Origin of the sequence: Rhizobacter sp. OV335 (assembly GCF_900142965.1) — a bacterium.
GTDB lineage: Bacteria > Pseudomonadota > Gammaproteobacteria > Burkholderiales > Burkholderiaceae_C > Rhizobacter.
On sequence record NZ_FRCQ01000005.1, the window covers coordinates 296,507 to 316,638 of the forward strand.

General features: G+C 70.3%; 18 protein-coding genes and 1 pseudogene. 13 read left to right on the forward strand and 6 right to left on the reverse strand.

From position 1 onward, the window contains the following. Positions 1-56 precede the first annotated feature (56 nt). The 7 genes from rpsF (at position 57) to BUE42_RS08175 (ending at position 8,850) form a co-directional block, all read left to right on the forward strand. Positions 57-419, forward strand: a complete 363-nt coding sequence (gene rpsF, locus BUE42_RS08145) for a 30S ribosomal protein S6 (protein WP_073464083.1) — start codon at positions 57-59, stop codon at positions 417-419. Between the two features lie 37 nt (positions 420-456). Continuing rightward, positions 457-738: a primosomal replication protein N gene (priB, locus tag BUE42_RS08150; RefSeq protein ID WP_047502598.1), complete on the forward strand. Its 282-nt coding sequence runs from the start codon at positions 457-459 to the stop codon at positions 736-738. Between the two features lie 52 nt (positions 739-790). After that, complete coding sequence (gene rpsR / locus BUE42_RS08155) at positions 791-1,081, forward strand: 30S ribosomal protein S18 (RefSeq protein ID WP_047502601.1); 291 nt, start codon at positions 791-793, stop codon at positions 1,079-1,081. Positions 1,082-1,092: 11 nt separating this feature from the next. Continuing rightward, positions 1,093-1,545, forward strand: a complete 453-nt coding sequence (gene rplI, locus BUE42_RS08160; RefSeq protein WP_073464084.1) for a 50S ribosomal protein L9 — start codon at positions 1,093-1,095, stop codon at positions 1,543-1,545. Between the two features lie 145 nt (positions 1,546-1,690). Further along, complete coding sequence (gene dnaB / locus BUE42_RS08165; RefSeq protein ID WP_073464085.1) at positions 1,691-4,183, forward strand: replicative DNA helicase; 2,493 nt, start codon at positions 1,691-1,693, stop codon at positions 4,181-4,183. 81 nt (positions 4,184-4,264) lie between these two features. After that, the gene (locus BUE42_RS08170) at positions 4,265-7,711 is read left to right on the forward strand and encodes a PAS domain S-box protein (RefSeq protein WP_083613959.1); all 3,447 of its coding nucleotides are present in this window, start codon (positions 4,265-4,267) and stop codon (positions 7,709-7,711) included. Then, positions 7,708-8,850, forward strand: a complete 1,143-nt coding sequence (locus BUE42_RS08175; RefSeq protein ID WP_073464087.1) for a sensor histidine kinase — start codon at positions 7,708-7,710, stop codon at positions 8,848-8,850. Before BUE42_RS08170 ends, BUE42_RS08175 begins: the two co-directional genes overlap by 4 nt. 30 nt (positions 8,851-8,880) lie before the next feature. Here BUE42_RS08175 and BUE42_RS08180 read toward each other — a convergent pair whose 3' ends face one another. From BUE42_RS08180 to tehA, 4 genes are all read right to left on the reverse strand, one after another. After that, positions 8,881-9,447 carry a hypothetical protein gene (locus BUE42_RS08180; protein ID WP_073464088.1) on the reverse strand — a complete coding sequence of 189 codons (567 nt, stop codon included), beginning with the start codon at positions 9,445-9,447 and terminating at the stop codon, positions 8,881-8,883. Positions 9,448-9,452: 5 nt separating this feature from the next. Beyond that, a complete protein-coding gene (locus BUE42_RS08185; protein ID WP_073464089.1) occupies positions 9,453-10,763 on the reverse strand; it encodes a lipase family protein in 1,311 nt (436 codons plus the stop codon). A 69-nt stretch (positions 10,764-10,832) separates the two neighbouring features. After that, positions 10,833-11,771 carry a hypothetical protein gene (locus tag BUE42_RS08190; RefSeq protein WP_143171369.1) on the reverse strand — a complete coding sequence of 313 codons (939 nt, stop codon included), beginning with the start codon at positions 11,769-11,771 and terminating at the stop codon, positions 10,833-10,835. Between the two features lie 58 nt (positions 11,772-11,829). Beyond that, on the reverse strand, positions 11,830-12,813 hold the full coding sequence (tehA, locus tag BUE42_RS08195) for a dicarboxylate transporter/tellurite-resistance protein TehA (protein WP_235002179.1): 984 nt from the start codon (positions 12,811-12,813) through the stop codon (positions 11,830-11,832). Positions 12,814-12,930: 117 nt separating this feature from the next. Between tehA and BUE42_RS08200 the strand changes: the two genes are divergently transcribed. Together BUE42_RS08200 and BUE42_RS08205 are read left to right on the forward strand one after the other, a co-directional pair. Further along, positions 12,931-13,872 carry an AraC family transcriptional regulator gene (locus tag BUE42_RS08200; protein WP_073464091.1) on the forward strand — a complete coding sequence of 314 codons (942 nt, stop codon included), beginning with the start codon at positions 12,931-12,933 and terminating at the stop codon, positions 13,870-13,872. A 96-nt stretch (positions 13,873-13,968) separates the two neighbouring features. Next, on the forward strand, positions 13,969-14,955 hold the full coding sequence (locus BUE42_RS08205; RefSeq protein ID WP_073464092.1) for a M28 family peptidase: 987 nt from the start codon (positions 13,969-13,971) through the stop codon (positions 14,953-14,955). A 3-nt stretch (positions 14,956-14,958) separates the two neighbouring features. Here the strand turns inward: BUE42_RS08205 and BUE42_RS08210 are convergent, their stop codons facing one another. Further along, on the reverse strand, positions 14,959-15,930 hold the full coding sequence (locus BUE42_RS08210; RefSeq protein WP_083613961.1) for a DUF3616 domain-containing protein: 972 nt from the start codon (positions 15,928-15,930) through the stop codon (positions 14,959-14,961). Positions 15,931-16,016: 86 nt separating this feature from the next. On the opposite strand from BUE42_RS08210, the gene BUE42_RS08215 reads away from it, so the two are divergent. The 3 genes and pseudogenes from BUE42_RS08215 to BUE42_RS33670 all read left to right on the forward strand — a co-directional run. After that, on the forward strand, positions 16,017-17,390 hold the full coding sequence (locus tag BUE42_RS08215; protein WP_073464093.1) for a beta-propeller fold lactonase family protein: 1,374 nt from the start codon (positions 16,017-16,019) through the stop codon (positions 17,388-17,390). Further along, the gene (locus BUE42_RS08220; RefSeq protein ID WP_073464094.1) at positions 17,387-17,713 is read left to right on the forward strand and encodes a DUF305 domain-containing protein; all 327 of its coding nucleotides are present in this window, start codon (positions 17,387-17,389) and stop codon (positions 17,711-17,713) included. The genes BUE42_RS08215 and BUE42_RS08220 overlap by 4 nt, the downstream gene beginning before the upstream one ends. A gap of 162 nt (positions 17,714-17,875) precedes the next feature. Beyond that, positions 17,876-17,929 (forward strand): annotated as a pseudogene (locus BUE42_RS33670) (hypothetical protein); the annotation flags it as partial. Positions 17,930-17,952: 23 nt separating this feature from the next. On the opposite strand, the gene BUE42_RS08230 reads toward BUE42_RS33670, so the two are convergent. Next, positions 17,953-18,996 (reverse strand): DMT family transporter, encoded by a 1,044-nt coding sequence (locus tag BUE42_RS08230; RefSeq protein ID WP_083613962.1) that lies wholly within the window; start codon positions 18,994-18,996, stop codon positions 17,953-17,955. Positions 18,997-19,131: 135 nt separating this feature from the next. On the opposite strand from BUE42_RS08230, the gene BUE42_RS08235 reads away from it, so the two are divergent. Next, a complete protein-coding gene (locus BUE42_RS08235) occupies positions 19,132-20,013 on the forward strand; it encodes a LysR family transcriptional regulator (protein WP_073464097.1) in 882 nt (293 codons plus the stop codon). Positions 20,014-20,132 lie beyond the last annotated feature (119 nt).

Consider the following 20,132-nt stretch of genomic DNA (forward strand, 5'->3'; position numbering starts at 1 on the left):
GTCCAAAGGCCTTCACTTCGTTGAAGGCGGCGGATGCAAATCCAAAAGGAGTTTCAATGCGTCACTACGAAATCATCTTGCTCATCCATCCGGATCAGAGCGAACAGGTTCCGGCCATGCTGGAGCGCTACAAGGGTGTGATCACCGCCGGCGGCGGCAAGGTCCACCGTGTGGAAGATTGGGGCCGTCGCCAGATGGCTTACCTGATCCAGAAGCTGGCCAAGGCCCACTACCTCTGCATCAACATCGAATGCAGCAAGGAAGTCCTCGGCGAGCTGGAAACGGGCTTCCGCTTCAATGACGCCGTTCTGCGTCACCTGACCGTCGTGCGGCCCCAGGCCGACAGCGGTCCTTCGGTGATGATGAAGGCTGTCGAGAAGGAAGAGTCCCGCAAGGCACCGCAGGAAACTGCAGCCTGAGAACGGTGAGGTCCCGCGGCTGTCACCCGGGCGTTGCATGAACCGATTGGTTCTGGCGGCGCAAGTGGTGGAGCGGGGTGCCGTGAGATACACACCGGCCGGGCTGCCGGCCTTCGATTTGAGCCTCAAGCACGAATCGCAGGTCAGCGAATCCGGTCAGGTCCGCCGAGTCTCCCTGGAGATCCGGGCCGTGGCCATCGGTGACATCACACGGCGCCTGCAGGCACTGCCGATCGGAAGCACAGGCACCTTCGCCGGCTTTCTTTCAGCAATGCGCAGCGGTCGCGGCACGCTGTTCCATGTGACCGAATTCGAGTGAGCCCCGTGCTCAACCTGTTTGTCCGGATCTGATATTCAAGAGAGGTGAAAATATGCCCCCGCCACGTGGTAAAGGTCGGTTCTCGAAGGACCGCAAGCCCAAGCGCAACCAACAATCCCTGCTGTTCCGCCGCAAGCGCTTCTGCCGCTTCACGGTCACCGGCGTCAAGGAAATCGACTACAAGGACATCGACACCTTGCGCGATTTCATCGGTGAGAACGGCAAGATCACGCCCGCACGCCTGACCGGCACGCGCGCGTTCTTCCAGCGTCAGCTGACCACCGCCATCAAGCGCGCGCGCTTCCTGGCGATGCTGCCGTACAGCGACCAGCACAAGGTCTGAGGAGCCACACCATGCAAGTGATCCTGCTCGAAAAAGTGGGCAACCTCGGAAACCTCGGCGACGTCGTCAAGGTCAAGGACGGTTATGCACGCAACTTCCTGATCCCGACCAAGTCCGCACGCCGTGCGACGCCGGTCGCGATCAAGGAATTCGAAGCCAAGCGCGCCGAACTTGAAAAGGCCGCTGCCGACAAGCTCGCCACCGCGCAAGCGCTGGGCGACAAGATGAGCGGCCGCACCGTTCACATCACGCAAAAGGCGGGTGTGGATGGCCGGTTGTTCGGCTCGGTGACCAACAACGACATCGCCGAAGCGCTGACGCGCATCGACTTCAAGATCGCCAAGGCGCAGGTTCGCCTGCCCAACGGTCCGCTGAAGACGGTCGGCGAGCACGTCGTCTCGGTGGCGCCGCACACCGACGTCATCGTCGACGTCAAGGTGGTGGTGGTGGGCGAAACCGACTGAGGTTTCGCTTCCCCGCGACAGAAAGGCCGGCTCCGCCGGCCTTTTTCTTTTGGCGCGGACCCTTACATCTTTTCCGCAGCTTCCTCACCGGAAGTCCACAGCCTTGTCCACAGGCCGCCGCGTTCCGAGCGCTTAGGATCGACCGATGTCCACCGTATTCAATCTCCCTCCGCAGTTCGGGTCGGATGCCCACGGCCATGGTGACGACGAGGTCGCGCGGTTGCGCGTGCCACCGCATTCGATCGAGGCCGAGCAGAGCGTCATCGGCGGCCTGCTGCTCGACAACAGCGCCTGGGACCGCTGCGGCGACCTGCTGCAGGACACCGACTTCTACCGCTACGAGCACAAGCTGATCTACGCGGCGATCGGCGGACTGATCAACGGCTCGAAGCCGGCCGACGTGATCACCGTCTTCGAGCAGCTGCAAGGCCTGGGCAAGGCGGCCGACTGTGGCGGCCTGACCTACCTGAACGCGCTCGCGCAGAGCGTGCCGAGCGCGGCCAACCTGCGCCGCTATGCCGAGATCGTCCGCGAGCGCGCGGTGCTGCGCAAGCTGGTGGCCGTCAGCGACGAGATCGCGACCGCGGCCTTCAACCCGCAGGGCCGGCCGGTCTCGCAGATCCTCGACGAATCCGAAAGCAAGATCTTCAAGATCGGCGAAGAGGGCTCGCGCTCGCGGCAGGGCTTCATCAGCATGGACACGCTGGTGGTGCAGCTGATCGACCGCGTCAACGAGCTGCACGAGAACGGCGCCGAGGAAGTGACCGGCGTGCGCACCGGCTTCTTCGACATGGACCGCATGACCGCCGGGCTGCAGCCGGGCGACCTGATCGTGCTGGCTGCGCGCCCGTCGATGGGCAAGGCGCAGCCGCTCGATGCGCGGGTGCGCACGCTGTCCGGCTGGAAGCGCATGGGCGAGCTCGAGGTCGGCGATGCGGTGGCGTCGGTCGACGGCCGGCCGTCGATCGTCACCGGCGTGTTCCCGCAGGGCGAGAAAGAGGTCTGGCGCATCCGCTTCTCGGACGGGCGCTCGGCGGAGTGTTGCGACGAGCACCTGTGGCGCGTGCATTTCCGCGGCTGGAAAGAGCCGCGCGTGCTGAGCACCGGCGAACTGCGGGTGATGCTGCAGAAGGCGCGTTATCAAGGCCGCCTGTGGATCGACTGCGCGACCGGTGACTTCGGGCACATCGATGCGTTGCCGGTGGACCCGTGGCTGCTGGGCGCCCTCATCGGCGATGGCAATCTGACCGGCACCGGCTCGGTCCGCTTCTCGACCGCCGACGTCGAAATGATCGAGCGCGTGGCCGAGCGTGCCGGCGTCGGCATGGAAGTCACGCACGCTGGCCGCTACGACTACCGCATCGTCCGCCGCGACCGTGGCCGCGTGCGCGGCCTGATGGGCTCGCAACCCAACCCGCTGCGCGTGGCGCTCGAAGCGCTCGGCTTGTCGGGCCTGTCGAGCGACCAGAAGTTCATTCCCGAGTCCTACCTCACGGCCAGCCGCGAGCGCCGGCTCGACCTGCTGCGCGGCCTGCTCGACACCGACGGCTGGGTCGAGCGCTGGGGCAGCGTGCGCTTCTGCACCTCGAGCCGCCGCCTGGCGGACGATGTCGCCGCGCTGGTCCGCTCGCTCGGCGGCTGGTGCTCGATCAGCGAGAAGGCGCCGCACTTCACCAACGTCGCCGGGATCCGGATGCCGGGCCTGCCGGCCTACGTCTGCCACGTCTCGCACCCCGAGCCGCGCTCGCTGTTCCTGCTGTCTCAGAAGCAGCTGCGCGCGCCCGAGCGCTGGCAGCGCCAGAAGCGGCTGACGATCAGCGCGATCGAGGCGTCGCGCCATGCGCCGTGCCAATGCATCTCGGTGTCGCATCCGCAGCGGCTGTACGTGACGAACGAGGACGTCGTCACCCACAACACCGCCTTCGCCCTGAACATCGCCGAAAACGTCGCGGTGAACGAAGGCCTTCCGGTCGTCGTGTTCTCGATGGAAATGGGCGCGGCGCAGCTCGCATTGCGGATGGTCGGCTCGCTCGGCCGCATCGACCAGAGCAACCTGCGCACCGGCAAGCTGCGCGATGACGAATGGGGCCGCCTGTCCGAGGCGGTCGAGAAGCTCGGCAAGGCAGCGGTCTTCATCGACGAAGGCTCTGCGCTGTCGCCGAGCGAGTTGCGTGCCCGTGCGCGGCGCCAGGCGCGCCAGTGCGGGCAGCTTGGCCTGATCGTCGTCGACTACCTGCAGCTGATGAGCGGCAGCGGCGGCGGCAGCGAAGAAAACCGCGCCACCGTGATCGGCGAGATCTCGCGCGGGTTGAAATCGCTGGCCAAGGAACTGAAGTGCCCGGTGATCGCGCTGTCGCAGCTGAACCGAAGCGTCGAGACCCGCACCGACAAGCGGCCGATGATGAGCGACCTTCGTGAATCGGGCGCGATCGAGCAGGATGCAGACGTCATCATGTTCATCTACCGCGACGACTACTACACCAAGGACGAGAGCAAGGAACCGGGCGTCGCCGAGATCATCATCGGCAAGCAACGGAACGGCCCGACCGGGACGGTGAAGCTCGCGTTCCTGAAGCCGCTCACCAAGTTCGAGAACCTCGCGCCGGGCAGCGGCGGCGGGGGCGGCGACATGTACTGACCGGGCCGCGGGGCGGGCTTCACCCGTCTTGCCAGGGCCGCCGCTTCGGCTCACCATCGGTCCCGGCACGGAGGGGCCCCGATGGCAGCACCGGTGTATCCGAAGGCAGTACCTGAAGGCAGACCCGCGGGCGGTGCGCCGCGCTGGACACTGCGCAGCCGCATGGCGGCCCTGCTGATCGGCGTGGCGATGCTGCCGCTGGCGCTGGCCGCCGTGATCGAGCTGAACCGCACCGAGGCGCAGCTGCGCGACGCCACCGCCGACCTGCTGCAGGCGCGTGCCGCCGAGCTGGTGCGCGACCTCGACAGTTTCCACCGCGGGCACCAGCGCTCGGTGCAGCGCCTGGCGCAGTTCCCGCCGACGCTCGCGCTGTGCGCTGCCGGGCCGGCCGAACTCGCCGCGCGGCGCACCGAGATCGCCGGCCTGCTCGCGGCGTTTCCGGCCAGCGATCCGGCCATCGGCGCCGTGGCCGTGATCGATGCGCACGGCGTGGTGCTCGCCGCCACGCGGCCATCGATCAACGGCACCGACCTGTCCTTCCGCCCCCACGTGCGTGAAGCGCTGGCGGGCCGCAGCGTGATCTCCGAGGTGTATGTCTCGCTGGCGCAACCCGACGGCATCCCCAACATTGCCTATGCCGTGCCGGTTGCGGGGCCGCCGGGCGGCAGCAACTGCGTGGCCCTGCTCGCGGTGCGGGCCGCCGCCCTGTGGGACCGGGTCGCCGCGTCCAACCACCTGGCCGGCCAGGGCAGCTTCGCGGTGATGTTCGATCGCGACGGCGTTCGCATCGCCCATTCGTACACGCAGGACATCGTGTTCCATCCGGCGGGTGCCCTGGAGCCCGCCACCATCGAGCGCATGGTGGCCGAACGCCGCTTCGGGCCGCGCACGCGCGAGCTGCTCGCCGACGTGCGGCCGTTTCCGCAGCAGTTCGAGCGCGCGCGGGCCGCGGCGCCCGACACGGCCATGTTCGAGGGGTTCGCGCCGGTCAACGAGGCGCGCAACTACGGGGTGGCCCGGCGGCTCGAGACGGTGCCGTGGACCGCGTTCTACATGGTGCCGCAGGCGGTGCTCGATGCGCGCATCGCGCAGGCGCGCCGCGCCCAATGGATGCTGGCGACGCCGATCCTGGCGGGCGCGCTGCTGGCCGGGCTGTGGTTCGCGTCCCGCCTGGCCCGCCCGATCCGCGACCTCACCGACGCGACGCGCCGGCTGGCCGCGGGCGATGCGCAGGCGCGGGTCGTGGGGGGGCGCAACGACGAGCTCGGCGAGCTGGGCGAATCGTTCAATGCGATGGCGCAGCGCATCGAGACCCAGGCCGCCGCGCTGCAGCATTCGCACGATGAGCTCGAGCAGCGCGTCGCGGACCGCACCGCGCAGCTGGAGCGCACCACGGCCGAGCTGCACGAGCAGGTGCTCGAGCGCGAGCGCCTCGACGCGCTGCGGCTGCGGCTGGCCGCCATCGTCGACGGAACCGACGACGCCATCGTCGGCAAGACGCTGGACGGCATCGTCACCAGCTGGAACACCGGCGCCGAGCGCCTGTTCGGCTACCGCGCCGACGAGATGGTCGGCCAGCCGATCCAGCGGCTGATGCCGCCCGATCGCCTGGACGAGGAGCGGCAGATCATCGCCCGCATCCTGCGCGGCGAGAGCGTCGAGCACTTCGAGACCGTGCGCCGCCACGCGAGCGGCCGGCCGATCGAGGTGTCGGTCACGATCTCGCCGATCCGCGACGCGCAGGGCCGCATCGTCGGCGCCTCGAAGATCGCGCGCGACATCGGCGAGCGCAACGCGGTGCAGCGGCGCCTGCAGGCCCAGCTCGAGCGGCTGAGCCTGCTCGACCAGATCACCCGCGCCATCGGCGAGCGGCAGGACCTGCAGAGCATCTACCAGGTGGTGGTGCGCAGCCTCGAAGAGCGCATGCCGCTCGACTTCAGCTGCCTGTGCAACTACGACGCGCCGACGCAGACGCTCACCGTGGTCCGCGTCGGTGTGCACAGCGCCGCGCTGGCGATGGAGATCGCGTTGCAGGAGAACGCCAGCTTCCAGATCGATGCGAACGGCCTGGCGCGTTGTGTGCGCGGCCAGCTGGTCTACGAACCCGACCTCGCCGCGGTCGATGCGCCGTTCCCGCGCCGGTTGGCGCGCGGCGGCCTGCACGCCATGGTGGTGGCGCCGCTGCAGGCCGAGTCCGGCGTGTTCGGCGTGCTGGTGGCGGCGCGGGCGTCGCGCGAATCGTTCAGCAGCGTCGAGTGCGAGTTCCTGCGCCAGCTGACCGCCCACGTCGCGCTGGCGGCGCAGCAGGCGCGCCTGCATGCCGAGCTGCGCCTGGCCTACGAGGAACTCCAGCAGACGCAGCAGGCCTCGCTGCAGCAGGAGCGGCTGCGCGCGCTGGGCCAGATGGCCAGCGGCGTCGCGCATGACATCAACAACGCCTTGTCGCCGGCGTCGCTGTACACGCAGTCGCTGCTCGAGCGCGAGCCCGGCCTCAGCCCGCGCGCGCGCCTGCAGCTCGAGAACATCCAGCGCGCGATCGACGACGTGGCCGCCACCGTCGGCCGCATGAACGAGTTCTCGCGCCGCCGCGAGGCGCAGGCCGTGCTGCAGCCGATGTCGCTGAACGCGGTGGCGCAGCAGGCGGCCGAGATGACGCGCGCACGCTGGAGCGACATGGCGCTGCAGCGCGGCGTCGTGATCCGGCTGCAGGTCGACGCCGCGCCGGTGCTGCCGGACGTGATGGGCATCGAGAGCGAGATCCGCGAGGCGCTGGTGAACCTGGTGTTCAACGCGGTCGATGCGATGCCGCAGGGCGGCGACCTGACGCTGCGCACCAGGCTCGCCGCCGACGGCGCGCGCCCGGTGCGGCTCGAGGTGGTCGACACCGGCATCGGCATGGACGACGAGACGCGGCGCCGCTGCCTCGAACCCTTCTTCACGACCAAGGGCGAGCGCGGCAGCGGCCTCGGCCTGGCCATGGTCTACGGCACCGCGAAGCGCCACGATGCCGAGGTGCAGATCGACAGCACGCCGGGGCAGGGCAGCCGCTTCGTGCTGTCGTTCCCGTTGCCGGCCGCTGCCCGCGCGGCCGTGGCTGTGAAGCTTCGCGTGCGGCCGCCGGTGCTGCCGCGGCGCCTGCTGGTGATCGACGACGATCCGCTGGTGCTGCGCACGCTGAGCGACCTGCTGCAGATCGACGGCCATGCGGTCACGCCCGCGCATGGCGGACAGGCCGGCATCGAGGCCTTCGCCGCTGCGGCACCGCCCTTCGACCTGGTGATCACCGACCTGGGCATGCCGCACGTCGACGGCCGGCGGGTGGCGGCGGTCATCAAGGCGCGGTCGCCGCGCACGCCGGTCGTGCTGCTGACCGGCTGGGGCCAGCGCCTGTCGGAGGCCGGCGAGCTGCCAGAGAACGTCGATGCCGTGCTGCCCAAGCCGCCGCTGCTCGACGACCTGCGCGACACGCTGGCCCGCCTGGGCGCCCCGCTGGACCCGCTGCCGCACGCGCCCGAAGGAGCGACATGAATCCACCCGACACGCCGCCGCCCCGCCTCTTCATCGTCGACGATGAAGCCGCGCTGACGCAGGCGCTGTGCAGCACGCTGGCCATCGAAGGCTTCGAGACCCAGGGCTTCGGCGATGCCGACTCGGCGCTGCAGGCCCTGGAGACCCAGCGTTGCGACCTGCTGCTGGTCGACCTGCACCTGCCGCGCATGCGGGGGCCCGACCTGCTGCGCGCGGCGCGCGAGTTCGACCCCTGCCTGGTCGGCATCGTGATGACCGGCGAGGCCAGCATCGCCAATGCGGTGGAGGCGATGAAGGCGGGCGCGCTCGACTTCATCGTCAAGCCGTTCCGGCTCGATGCCATCCTGCCGGCGATCGCGCGCGGCCTGCAGGTGCGCGAACTGCTGCTGTCCAATGCCGCGCTGCAGCGCAGCCTGCGAGAGCATGCCGCCGCGCTGGAGACCGCCAACCGCGACCTGGCGGCGGCGAACGGCGAGCTGGCCGCCTTCAACCATTCGGTGTCGCACGACCTGCGCGCGCCGCTGCGCTCGCTGGGAGGCCTGTCGAAGCTGCTGCTGGAGCGGCATGGCCCGGGGCTGCCGGAAGAAACGCAGCGCCTGATGCGCGCGATGGGCATCAGCGTCGACCGCATGCAGCACCTGGTCGACGACCTGCTGCGGCTGTCGAGCTTCGGGCACGGCGCCATCGAGCCGTTGCCGGTCGACATGGCGCAGCTGGTGCACAACGTGATCGACGAATTGCGCGCCGACCAGCCGCAGCGCCAGATCGAATTGCGGATCGGCGAGCTGCCGCCCGCCCGCGGCGATGCCGGCCTGCTGCGCCAGGTGCTCGTCAACCTGCTGTCGAACGCGTTCAAGTTCACGCGGCTGCGCGACCGGGCCCGCATCGAAATCGATGCGCAGGCCGACGAGCACGGTGCCACGGTCTACCGGGTGCGCGACAACGGCACCGGCTTCGACATCGCGCAGGCCGGGCAGTTGTTCGGGCCGTTCCGGCGCCTGCACCGGGCCGACCAGTTCGAGGGCAACGGCGTCGGCCTGTCCATCGTGAAGCGCATCGTCGAACGCCACGGCGGCCGCATCTGGGCCGAGGCGGCGCCCGGGGAGGGCGCCACCTTCTCCTTCACGCTCGCGGTGTGACCAGCGCGCGACAGGGGTCGAAGTGCGGCGTCAGAAGGGTTCGAGCCTGCGGATCTGCTGCACCAGCGCGTCCAGCGCCGGGTGGCGTTGTTCGTAGAGCGCCAGCCAGGGTGCGAGCTGATCGGCGCTCAACGGGCCGGTGAGCGCCGGCGAGCCGGCCGGCAGCGCGGCCAGCGCGTCGTCGAGCGCCTGCGCGTCCACGGTGGCCCATGAATGCGCGATGCGCCCGGCCAGCAGCGTTCGCGCCGCATGCGCACGTTCGAGGTAATTCGCGAGCTCGGGCAGCGCATCGCCGCCGACCTCGTCGTCCATCGCCAGCGCCTCGGTGAAGGTCGGGCCGTCATAGCGGGCAACGGGTGCCGCATCGGCCGCGTCATGCTCCGCGCCGAAGGCGGCCACACCGTCGAGCGCCGACCAGTCGAAGCCTGCCGCGTCGAGGTTCAGCATCTGCTGCGCGTCGGCCGCGTTAGCGGCGAACTGCTCCGGCGCGAGCGCCGGCACGTCGGCACTCGCCAGCCCCGCCATCGCCCGCATGAAGCCGAACTCGGCCAGCGTGTGGGCGTGCAGGTACAGGTGCTCGAAGGCGTCGCGGTCCATGACCTTCAGCCGATCAAGGCGCCCGCCAGTGCCGACGCGCCACCCAGCAGCAGCGGCAGCGGCGTGCCGCGGCCGACGGTCTGCAGCGCGTTCACCGCGATCGGGCGCAGCACGCTGAACATCGCGTTCAGGATCGCGCGGATCACCGTCGCGGTGAGCTGCGCCGCGCTGGTGACGACCACGCGCGCCCAGCGGGCGGCCTGCAGGATGCACTCCATCAGCTGCGCGTTCATCTCGGCGATCTTGGTCATGTTGGACGCCAGCACCACGCAGAACAGGTCGATGCCGGTGAGGCCCGAGATCGTCACGAAGCCGAGCTGCCGCAGCAGGTGCGAGAAGGCCTTCATCAGGTAGCTCAGGCCCTGCGCGGCGGTCTGCGTCAGCCAGCCGGGGTTGTCGGAGCTGCGCAGCAGCCAGCGCGCCAGCACCGCGTTGTCGCGCTCGACCGCGCCGCCGAGTGCCCGCACCGCCTGCCAGTTCATCTCGAGGCCGCCGACGCTTCGCACGTACTCGGTCATGTCGTGGTTGGCGACGCTCAGCAGCTGGCCGGTGGGCGACACCAGCATCATGTTGTTCGGGTCTTCCGGCTGGCCGTTCAGGTGGCCGTAGGGGTAGGGGCCCACCATCGTCACCGGGTCGAGGTCGTGCGAGACGCGGAAGATGTTGTGCTTGCCGAGCGATTGCTCCATCGCCCCCTGCGCCCCCAGCGCGCCGACACGCGGGCAGCCGAAGGTGTAGAGCTTCACCGCCTTGCCGCGCGACGAGAAATGCGCCGCCACCAGCGTCGCGACCGCGCCGCCCAGGCTGTGGCCGACGCAGTGCACCACGTCGGCGTCCATGATCCGGGTGTCGTCGCGCGTGAGGCCGATCTTCACGCTGTCGAAGGTGTTGCGAAAGCCCTGGTGCACCAGCCCGAAATCGCCGAAGCCGGTCATCGAGGCGCGCAGGTCGGTGAGCAGGTCGGCCTTGGAGTGCTCGGCCCGGGTGCCGCGCGTCGCGATGACGACCTGCTTGCTGCCGGCACGGTTGAAGCTCAGCACGTAGCCGAAGCCGGTGGTGACGCCGGCGGTCGATCCGGCGAACACGCGGTCGAGCTTCGCGCCGCCGAGCTCGGTGGTCTTCAGCGAGGTGTTGGTGCCGCCCGCTTGCGCCGCGGCGCCCAACCCGTCGCCGGTGACCATCTTGCGCACGTTGGCGCGCGTCTCCATGCCGATGGTCGGCTGGCCGCTGATCCAGTCCTTCAGCGTGAAGTACGAGTTGTGCGCGATGTACGACGCCTCTTGCGGCGTCAGGTATTCGTTGATCGGTGTCGACATGATGTTCGCGGTACGAGCCGCCTCCCTGCGGTAAAGCCTGCGATGAAGCCTGCGGTGAATCGGTGCCCGTCAGAGCACGCGGGCGAGGTCCAGCGACCAGACGGCCTCGCGCGGCGGCGCCGCCCGCTCGTCGACGGTCTGCAACCAGAGCTTGCTGCCTGAGAGTCCCCAGCGGCGGACGCTGCCGTCGTCGAGGCCGAGCTTCACCAGCTCGAGCCCCTCGCGGTGGCGCGGCGAGAACAGCACCAGGTGTTCGAAGTGGTTCACGTAGCGCTGCGGGCCGAGCCGTTCCTTGTCGGTCTGGTAGCGCACCAGCACGGCATCGGGGCGCAGCTGCAGGCTGTCGACGAACCTGAAGGGCAGGCCGCGCGACCAGTCGGGCTCGACGTTGCCGAGGCTGCGCATGCGGTCGGACTCAACGTCGTAGACGAACAGGCCGTCGGTGGCATGCGGCCGGTGGTACTTCAGCTGGATCAGCACCTGGCGGCCGGGCAGCGCGAGCACCGATTCGGCGCTGTACATCAGCCACTTGGCCTGGGCCGGGTCGAAGGGGGCCGCCCGCTGCTTGTCGAAGCGGCGCGCGTCGCGGGCATCGAGCTGCCACAGTTGCGTGCGGCGCTCGGGCTCGTAGGTGTTGACGACGGCCAGCGCGTCGATCACGAAGGCCTCGGCGGCCGGGTGCTCGGCGCGTGTCGCCGCGAGCGTGCCGGCAGGCGGCAGGCCGCCCTCGATGCTGACGTTGCGGACCGGCGGGTACGACGCCGCCGGGGGCGCCGGCAGCGCCGCGGGCCACGCCGCTTCGCGCACCAGCGAAGCGCCCACCTGCGGGCTGACGCTCGTCGTGAACTTGCTCTTGAACAGGCCGAAGATCATGCCGTTACCGCCGTCGTTGGAATGGGCCGGCCCGCAACCGGCGAACAGGCCCGCCAGCACCAGCAGGCCGATGCCGGCCCGGTGGGCGGCCATCGGCCGTCGCGGCGGGCGGGCAGGATCTCGTCGTGCGGGCATCGGCCCATTATTGCGGCCGTGCCGCGCCGCAGCGCTCGACCAAAGTCACCCCGCGGCGTCAGACAGGCTGGGACACCCCCGGATGGGTGGGATGGATCAGCAGGCGCAGCGTGCCGACCACGAGCGCCAGCACGATCAGGTTGGCCAGCGCGAACGCGATCGGCGCGAGCCATTGCACGGCGCTGTTTCCCCCAGGGTTGCCGTGTGCCGCCAGGCGCATCGCGAGCGTCGGCAACGCGGCCACGCCGAAGCTGAAGCCCCAGTACGACACCGCAAAACCTTGCGCGCGGATCCACGGCAGCAAGCGGGCCAGCAGCAACGCCTGGTACAGCCCGTAACCCAGCAGCGCCTGGCCGACCAGGTCGGGCGACTCGTGGCCGAGCGCCATCCATGCGACGCCGCCGACCACCGGCGGCGCGAGCTGGACGCCCAGCAGCGGCCGCAAGGCCGGCGGCAGCGCACCGCGCGTGCCGAGGCGGTTCAGGATCGTCGACTCGATCGCGAGCCACGCCAGCAGCCCGGCGCCGAAGAACCACAGGCCCACCTGCGGCCAGCCGAAGCTGGCGGACGCGAGCGCGGCGACGAAGTTCTGGGCCACCACCGGCAGGTAGAGGGCCGGCGTGACGAGCTCCGGCGTCAACCCGCCTTGCCAGACGCGGCCGTACAGCCACGCGCCGATGGCGATCGACGCGACCATCGCGACGATGAACACCGCGAACGCCAGCGGCCGCGCGACCGGCTGCAGCGCGACCGCGGCGAGCAGGCTGGAGACCGGCACCAGCGCGAGGAACGACGACTGCACCGGATGCTGCAGTTCGGCCCGCGCCGCGGCGCGGTGGAACATCCACTTCAGCGCATACAGCGCCAGCAGCACGAGCCAGGCGACGACGCCGGCCGCGGTGACCACCGAGGCCAGCCAGGCCGGCAGCGCCCACAGCCCGACCGCGACACGCCAGGCGGTGCCGAGTGCGAGCAGCCCGACCGCGATGCTGAAGAACGAGACGGGGATCGGGGAAGGTTTCGAGAGGGCTTGCAGGTTCACGGCCGGCTCCAGGGCAACGACGGTGTGTCGATGGCCGACTGTAGGCCCGCCCGCTGCGATGGTGAATGCCGGCCGGTCTCGGATAATTGCTCCATCGTCTCAACCGGGAGCCTGCCGATGGATGCCTTGAGCCAGTTGGTCGCCACGCTGGACCTGCGCGGTCGCATGGACCTGCGCTGCCTGTTCGGCCCCGGCTTCTCGGTGCCGCATCAGGGGGTCGGGCCGTGGCGGGCGCCGTTCCATGTGGCGCTGGCGGGCGAGTGCGAGGTGTGGCTGCCGGCACAGCGGCGGGCGATCGCGCTGCGGCAAGGCAGCCTGCTGGTGCTGCCGCACGGCGATGCGCATGTGGTGCGCGGGGTGTCCGCGCGGCGCGGCCCGGCGATCCGCACCGACGACGGCCAGGTGCTGCCGCTGAAGACGAACCTCGCCCGGCCCGATGCTGCCGTCGCGCTCGACCTGCTGTGCGGCGAGTTCGAGTTCGCCGGGCGGCGGCGCAGCAGCGTGCTCGATGCGCTGCCGGCGCACATCGTCGTGCCCTTCGATGCGACACCGGGCGCGGCCTGGCTGCGCGGGCTGGTCGGCATGATGGCGCACGAGATCGAGCAGCAGCAGCCGGGCGCGGCGGCCATCGTGGCCGGGCTGTGCGGCACGCTGTTCACGTTGACGCTGCGCGCGCACCTGACGCAGCAGCCGCAGCAGCACGGCGTGCTCGGCCTGATGGTGCAAGAGCGGCTGGCGCCGGCGCTGCAGGCGATGCTGGCCGAGCCGCAGCGGCCGTGGACGGTCGACGAGATGGCGCGCTGCTGCCACCTGTCGCGCGCGACCTTCGCGCGGCAGTTCCAGCAGGCCGCAGGGTGTGGCCCGATCGAGCTGCTGACGACGCTGCGCATGGAACTCGCGTCGCGCCTGCTGGCGCAGGGCGGGCAGGACAGCGCGTCGGTCGGCGAGGCGGTGGGGTATCGGTCCGAGGCAGCGTTCAATCGCGCGTTCACGCGGCATGCGGGGATGACGCCGGGGCGGTTCCGGCGTGCGGTGGGCGGCCGGTCGCTGCCGGCCTGAGGTTCACGGCATCGAACCGGTCGGTCGTCGGATGCAGGCCCCCGGGTCGGGCTGTCGCGGTCAGCATGCGGGCATCGACCCCCTCAAGGATCCCGCATGAAGAGATGGCTACAGATCGCGAGCACCGGCCTGTTCGCATCAACGCTCGTGATGCTGCTCGTGGCATGGATCGCCGTCACGCAACCTGGCGTGACGCCCATCGTGACGCGCCCGCCCGCGGTCGACGCGGAGCGACTGAAGGCGCACGTGAGGCATCTCTCGGTCGACCTGCACCCGCGCGCGGCCGGCCCGTCCGGGCAACTCGATGCCGCCGCGGACTACGTGGCCGCTGTGCTGCGCGAATCCGGCGCCGCGGTGAGCGTGCAGGCCTTCAGCGTGGGAACAGCCCGCCACCGCAACCTGGTGGCCCGCTTCGGGCCGCCCGAGGGTGCGCCGCTGGTGATCGGCGCGCATTACGACTCGCATGACGGCGGCGACGGCGAGCCGACGCCGGGCGCCGATGACAACGCCAGTGGCGTCGCGGGGCTGCTCGAACTGGCACGCCTGCTCGGCCGCGATCCGCCGGCGCGGCCGGTCGAACTGGTCGCGTACACGCTGGAGGAGCCGCCGGCCTTCCGCAGCGCCGAGATGGGCAGCGCCGTGCATGCGCAGTCGCTGCGTGCCACCGGCCGCGAACCGCGCCTGATGCTGGCGCTGGAGATGATCGGCACGTTCTCCAACGAGCCCGGCTCGCAGCGCTACCCGGTGGCTGGCATGTCGCGGCTGTACGGTGACCGGGGCGACTTCATCGCGGTGGTCGGCCGGCTCGAACGCTTCGGCCTGACGCGCCAGGTGAAGGCCGTGATGGCCGGCGCCACCAGCCTGCGCGTGCAATCGATCAATGCGCCGACCGCCCTCGAAGGCATCGACTTCTCCGACCACCTGAGCTATTGGGCGCTCGGCATGCCGGCGCTGATGATCACCGACACCGCCTTCCTGCGGAACCGCCACTACCACCAGCCGGGCGACAGCTGGGAGAAGCTCGACTACCGCCGCATGGCGCAGGTGGTGCAGGGCGTCTGGGCGGTGACGCGGGCCCGGTGAGGCTCAGGGCCTGACGACCAGGCTGCGGAACACGCGCTGCGACGCTGGCAGCGCCTTGCATTCCTCGCCGCCGATGCGCACGCCGCCGTCGTCGCTCAGCAGCTGCACCTCGCCCGATTCCGGCCACGCGAACAGCGCCTCGGGCCGCAGGCTGCCGAACGCGACGGACGGCACCGGCACTGGTGCCGCGCCCGCCGTGCCCGACCAGCGGTACAGCGCAAAGCTGCCGTCATCGGCCGGCGGCCCGGCGACGACGAGGTAGCCGTTGCCGACGCGTTCGAGACTGCGGATGCCGCGCCCGCCGAGCGGCAGCTCGAAGACGCTGCCGATCTTCGCGCGCTGACCGCGCACGACCTGCGCCGGGTTGTCGATCGCCACGACGAGCGCCCGCCCACGCGGCAGCGGGTTGCGCAGTCCCACCAGCAACGCGCCTGCGGGTGTGGCGGCCAGGCCTTCGATGTTGAGCCCGCCCGGCGCCTCGGGCGGCAGCTTCGACGCGTCCTTCAGGTGGTAGCCCTTCAGCTGCGGCGCATCGAGCAGGTCGTCAAGCAGGCGCGTGTACGGCGTGCCGACCGGGCGCAGCGAAGGCGGCGCCGCCCCGGGCACGCGCTCGGTCGCGAACAGCCGGTGCCGCTCATCGCGCTTCTTGCCGGCGCTGTTGCGGCCGTGCGAGGCGATCCAGTAGATGACGCCGCCGCTCTCGGCCGCGCCCTCGATGTCGGATTCGCGGCCGGCCTCGGTGCCGAGGAAGCGGTCGAGATCGACGCGCCCGACGGCGTCCGGCGCATCGCGGCGGAAAACCTGCAAGGTGTTGTGTTCGTCATCGGCGACGACGAAGTGCCGGGCATCGAGCGCGACAGCGGCCGACGCGTCGCACAGGCCCCGGTAGCGCTCGGGCGCCTGGGCCATGGCATCGGCCGCAGCGAGCAGCGTGAACAGCAGGCCGGCGATCCGGCGGCAGGGCAGTGTCTTCATCGGATCATTTTCGCGGATCGGCGGAATAAATCGGAATCGCGATCCGTCAGTGCAGAGGTCCCTTCTTTCCGGATCCCGACACTCCCATGCAACGCAGAGACCTCCTGAAGCTGGCCGCGGCCGGCTCGGCATCGGCCGCCTGGCCCGCGATGGCGCAAGACAGCGCACAAGGCAACACACCACCCCCCGCCGGCATCGACCCGCGCGACCGCGTCTTCATCACCAACGAAGACTCGAACACGCTGGTCGTGATCGACCCGCGCAGCAACACCGTCGAGTCGACGATCAACCTGACCAGCTTCGACGAGGACCCGCGCCCGCCGTTCCGCTACGTCACCGCCGGCGTCGCGCCGACCCATGCGGCGATGATCCACAAGCCGCTGTACCACGGCTGCATCGATGCCCACGGCGCGGTGCCGTCGCCCGACGGGCGGCTGCTCGCGACGACCGGCCGCGGCTCCAGCAACGTCTACCTGATCGATGCGGCGCAGCGCCGCGTCATCGGCAACCTGCCGAACCCGGCGGCCGGCCCGACGACGAACGCCGAGCGCGTGTCCGGCGGCCTGCTGCTGGGGCGCGAGCCGCACGAGCCGAGCTTCACACGCAACGGCCGCGAGCTGTGGGTGACGATCCGCGGCGAGAACCGCATCGCGATCCTCGACGTCGAGCTGGCGCGCCGCCAGCTCGAAGGCGGCAGCGCGCCGGCGATCCGCGGCACGCTGGCGACGCTGAACGGACCGTCGCAGGCCTGGTTCTCGATCGACGGGCAATGGGCCTTCGTCGCGAGCCAGAAGACGCCGCAGCTCGACGTGTTCCGCGTGAATGCCGATGCCTCGGGCCATTCGCGGCCGCAGCGCGTCAAGACGCTAGCCATCGCCGCGCAGGACCCGTTCGGCTTCACGCCCTTCATCAAGACGACCGCCGACGGCAATGAGTTGTGGCTCTCGCACAAGCTGGCCGATGCGATCTCGTGCCGCTCGACGCACGGCGCCTTCGACCTGAGCGACCTGGTACCGCTCGGCGCGAACGCGCGGCCCAACCACGTCGAGTTCGTCCGCAATGCGCGCGGCAGCGTCGTGTACGCGAGCCTCGCGCGGGTCGACGACGGCGGACCCGACGGCGTGGCATCCAGCCGCATCGCGATCGTCGACCGCGCCGCGCCGCCGGGGCGGCGCCGCATGGTCGGCAGCTTCTTCTCGCACGGCCGCGAGGCGCACGGGCTGTGGACCAACCCGGAGAACACGCTGCTGTACGTCGCCCATGAGCAGGATGAACTGCCCGCGACACCGGGCGCCGGCCAGACGGTGTGCAGCGCCTTCGACGTGAGCGACCCGTTCGCGCCGGTGTTCCTCGCGCAGATCCCGCTCGGCAACCTGGCGTTGCCGTCGGGTGCGCTGCGCAACAAGAAGAGCATCAACCTCGTCTACGTGCGGGTCGGCGAGAAGGGGCAGACGGCATGAGCGAGCCGCTGAGCTTTCGCGACGACATGGACGAGTCGATGGCGCGGATGATGAGCGGCATGCACGGCCCGGGCTACACCGGCGACGCTGACGTCGACTTCCTCGCGATGATGATTCCGCACCACGCCGGTGCGGTCGACATGGCGCGGCTGGTGTTGCAGCACGGCCGCGATCCGGCGACCCGTCAACTGGCCGAGGAGATCATCGCCGGCCAGACCATCGAGATCGACGGCATGACGCGCCGGCTGGAACAGCTGCGGCGCGGCGGTCCGCCGGCCGGCACCGCGGCGTATCCGTTGCTCGGCGGCTTGAGAGGCCCCTGATTCACAGGGGGTCAGCGGTTTCCGTCACGGACAGGACATGCGTCAGGGTTTACACTGAGATCTAGGTGTTAACCCGCACGACGGATGCACCGACTGAGAAAAAACCGACCACAAGACGGACCGAGATAGAACATGAACTTCATCAATGCCATCGCCAGCGCCATGCGCAACGCATTTGCCGGCGGAACCCAGGCCCGAGGCGGCTACGACGAGGCCTACCTGGCCGAATCCCACGACATCTACGAACTCGAGCGCCGCATGCGCGCGATCGACAACAGCCGCTGCGGCCGGGGCGACCTGCACACCAGCGCGTTCCTGTCGATGTCGCCGGCCGGCACCGGCCGCTGAGCGGCCTTCCCGCCATCCAACTTGCTGGCCGCACGCTGTGACAGCGTGTGGACCAGCAAACCCGACACCACCAGCATCACCCCGGCCAGCTCATGCAGCGCCGGGCGTGAGCCCATCGCGGCACCGATCAGCAGCACCGAGACCGGAACGAAGTTCAGGAACGCGGTGCTGGTCACGACGCCCAGCGTCCTGACGCCGAAGTTGTACGCCAGCACCCCGAACACCGTCGGCACGAGGCCGATGTAGACGAGCGCCGGCCACGCATGCCACGCGGCATCGGCGGCCGGAACGGGCGCCAGGCCGAAGGCGGCGAGCAGCAGCGTCGCGATGAGCAGCAGCGGCCACGAGGCGAGTGCGCTCAACGCGCTGAAGCTGATCACGTCGAGCTCGGGCAGCCGCGCCGCGCCGCGCGTGTAGGCGATCCAGCCGAGCGTGCCGGCCAACGCCGTCAGGTCGCCGACCAGCGTCGAGGCCTGCGCGCCGGCGGCGCGATGCGCCAGCGCGCCCGACACCATCACCACGCCGACCAGCGCCAGCAGCGTGCTGGCGATCGCGCTGCGGCTCGGCCGCTGGCCGTCGAGCGCCCAGCGCACCAGCTGCGTCGTGATCGGCATCGTCGCCATGATCACCGCGCCATGCGACGGCACCGAATGCGCGAGGCCCACCAGCACCATCGCGCTGAACACGCCATAGCCGATGAAGCCGAGTCCGGCCAGGCGCCGGCCGTGCTGCCGCAGCGCGCCCCACGGGATCGGCCCGCGCAGCCGCAGCACCAGCATGAAGCCGAGCGTCGCGATGCTGTAGCGCAGCAGCGTGAACCACACCGGGTCGACGTGCGGCAGCACCGGCTTGCTGGCGAGGAACAGGCTGCCCCAGGCGGTGGTCGCGAGCAGCAGCCCGGCCATGCCGATGGCAGGAGAACGAGGAAGGGTCATGGCGGGCTCCACGGGATCGAATGCGATGGAAGCAGTCTCGGCAACGGCGGGCTGCAAGGCCATTCGCCAATTCGGACCGGGCCCTCAGGAAATGCGAACTGACAGCGGCGCGGCCGGTGTCCACAATCCGCTGCCATGGAGCTGTATCAACTGAAGACCTTCGTCGCGGTCGCCCAGGAGGGCAACCTGACGCGCGCCGCCGAGCGCGTGTTCACCAGCCCGCCGGCCGTCAGCGCGCAGATCAAGGCGCTGGAGGACGAGCTCGGCGTGCGGCTGTTCGACCGCACGCCGCGCGGCATGGGCCTGACCGAAGAAGGGCGCCGACTGCTCGACGATGCCGAGCGCACGCTGGCCTCGGCCGGGCGGCTGCGCTCGGCCGCCGCACAACTGCGCGGCGCGGCGCAGGGCGTGGTGCGCTTCGGCACCGTCAGTGACCCGATCGCGTTGCGGCTGGGCGATGCGCTGCTGAAGCTGGCACAGCGCAACCCGCAGGTCACGCTGCAGCTGCAGCAGGGCTTGTCGTCGGAGATGCTGCTGGCGCTGCAGAGGGGTGAGCTGGACTGCGCCTATGTGATGACGGACCACGAAGACGTGCCGGGCGTGCAGGTGCAGCGGCTGGCGACGGTCGACCTGGTGGTCGCGCTGCCGAATGCGTTTGCCGAGGCCCATCCGGAACCGTCGCTGGCCGACCTGATGACGCAGCCATGGATCGGCACGCCGGCCGGCTGCGTGCTGCGCACCCACATCGATGCGCTGTTCGCGGCCGGTGGGCGCGACTACCGGGAGGAGGGTGCCTCGGCCAGCACCGAAGGCGTGGTGCGCAGCATGGTGGCCAGCGGCATGGGCATCGGCGTCGTGCGGCTGGACCAGGCCGAGCAGGCCGAGCGCCAGGGCGAGCTTCGCATCTGGAAGCACTGGCGGGCGCACACCTGGATCTGCTTCGCATCGCTGCCGGAGAGCCGCTTGTCGCCGGCGACGGTGGCGGTGCGCTCGGCGGTGCAGGAGGCGTGGGGTTGAGCAAATCCGTTCGGACCGAGCAAATCCGTTCGGGCTGAGCTTGTCGAAGCCTTGGTGCCGTGCGAGCAGGCCCTTCGACAGGCTCAGGGCGAACGGAAATTACCTCCGTTCGGGCTGAG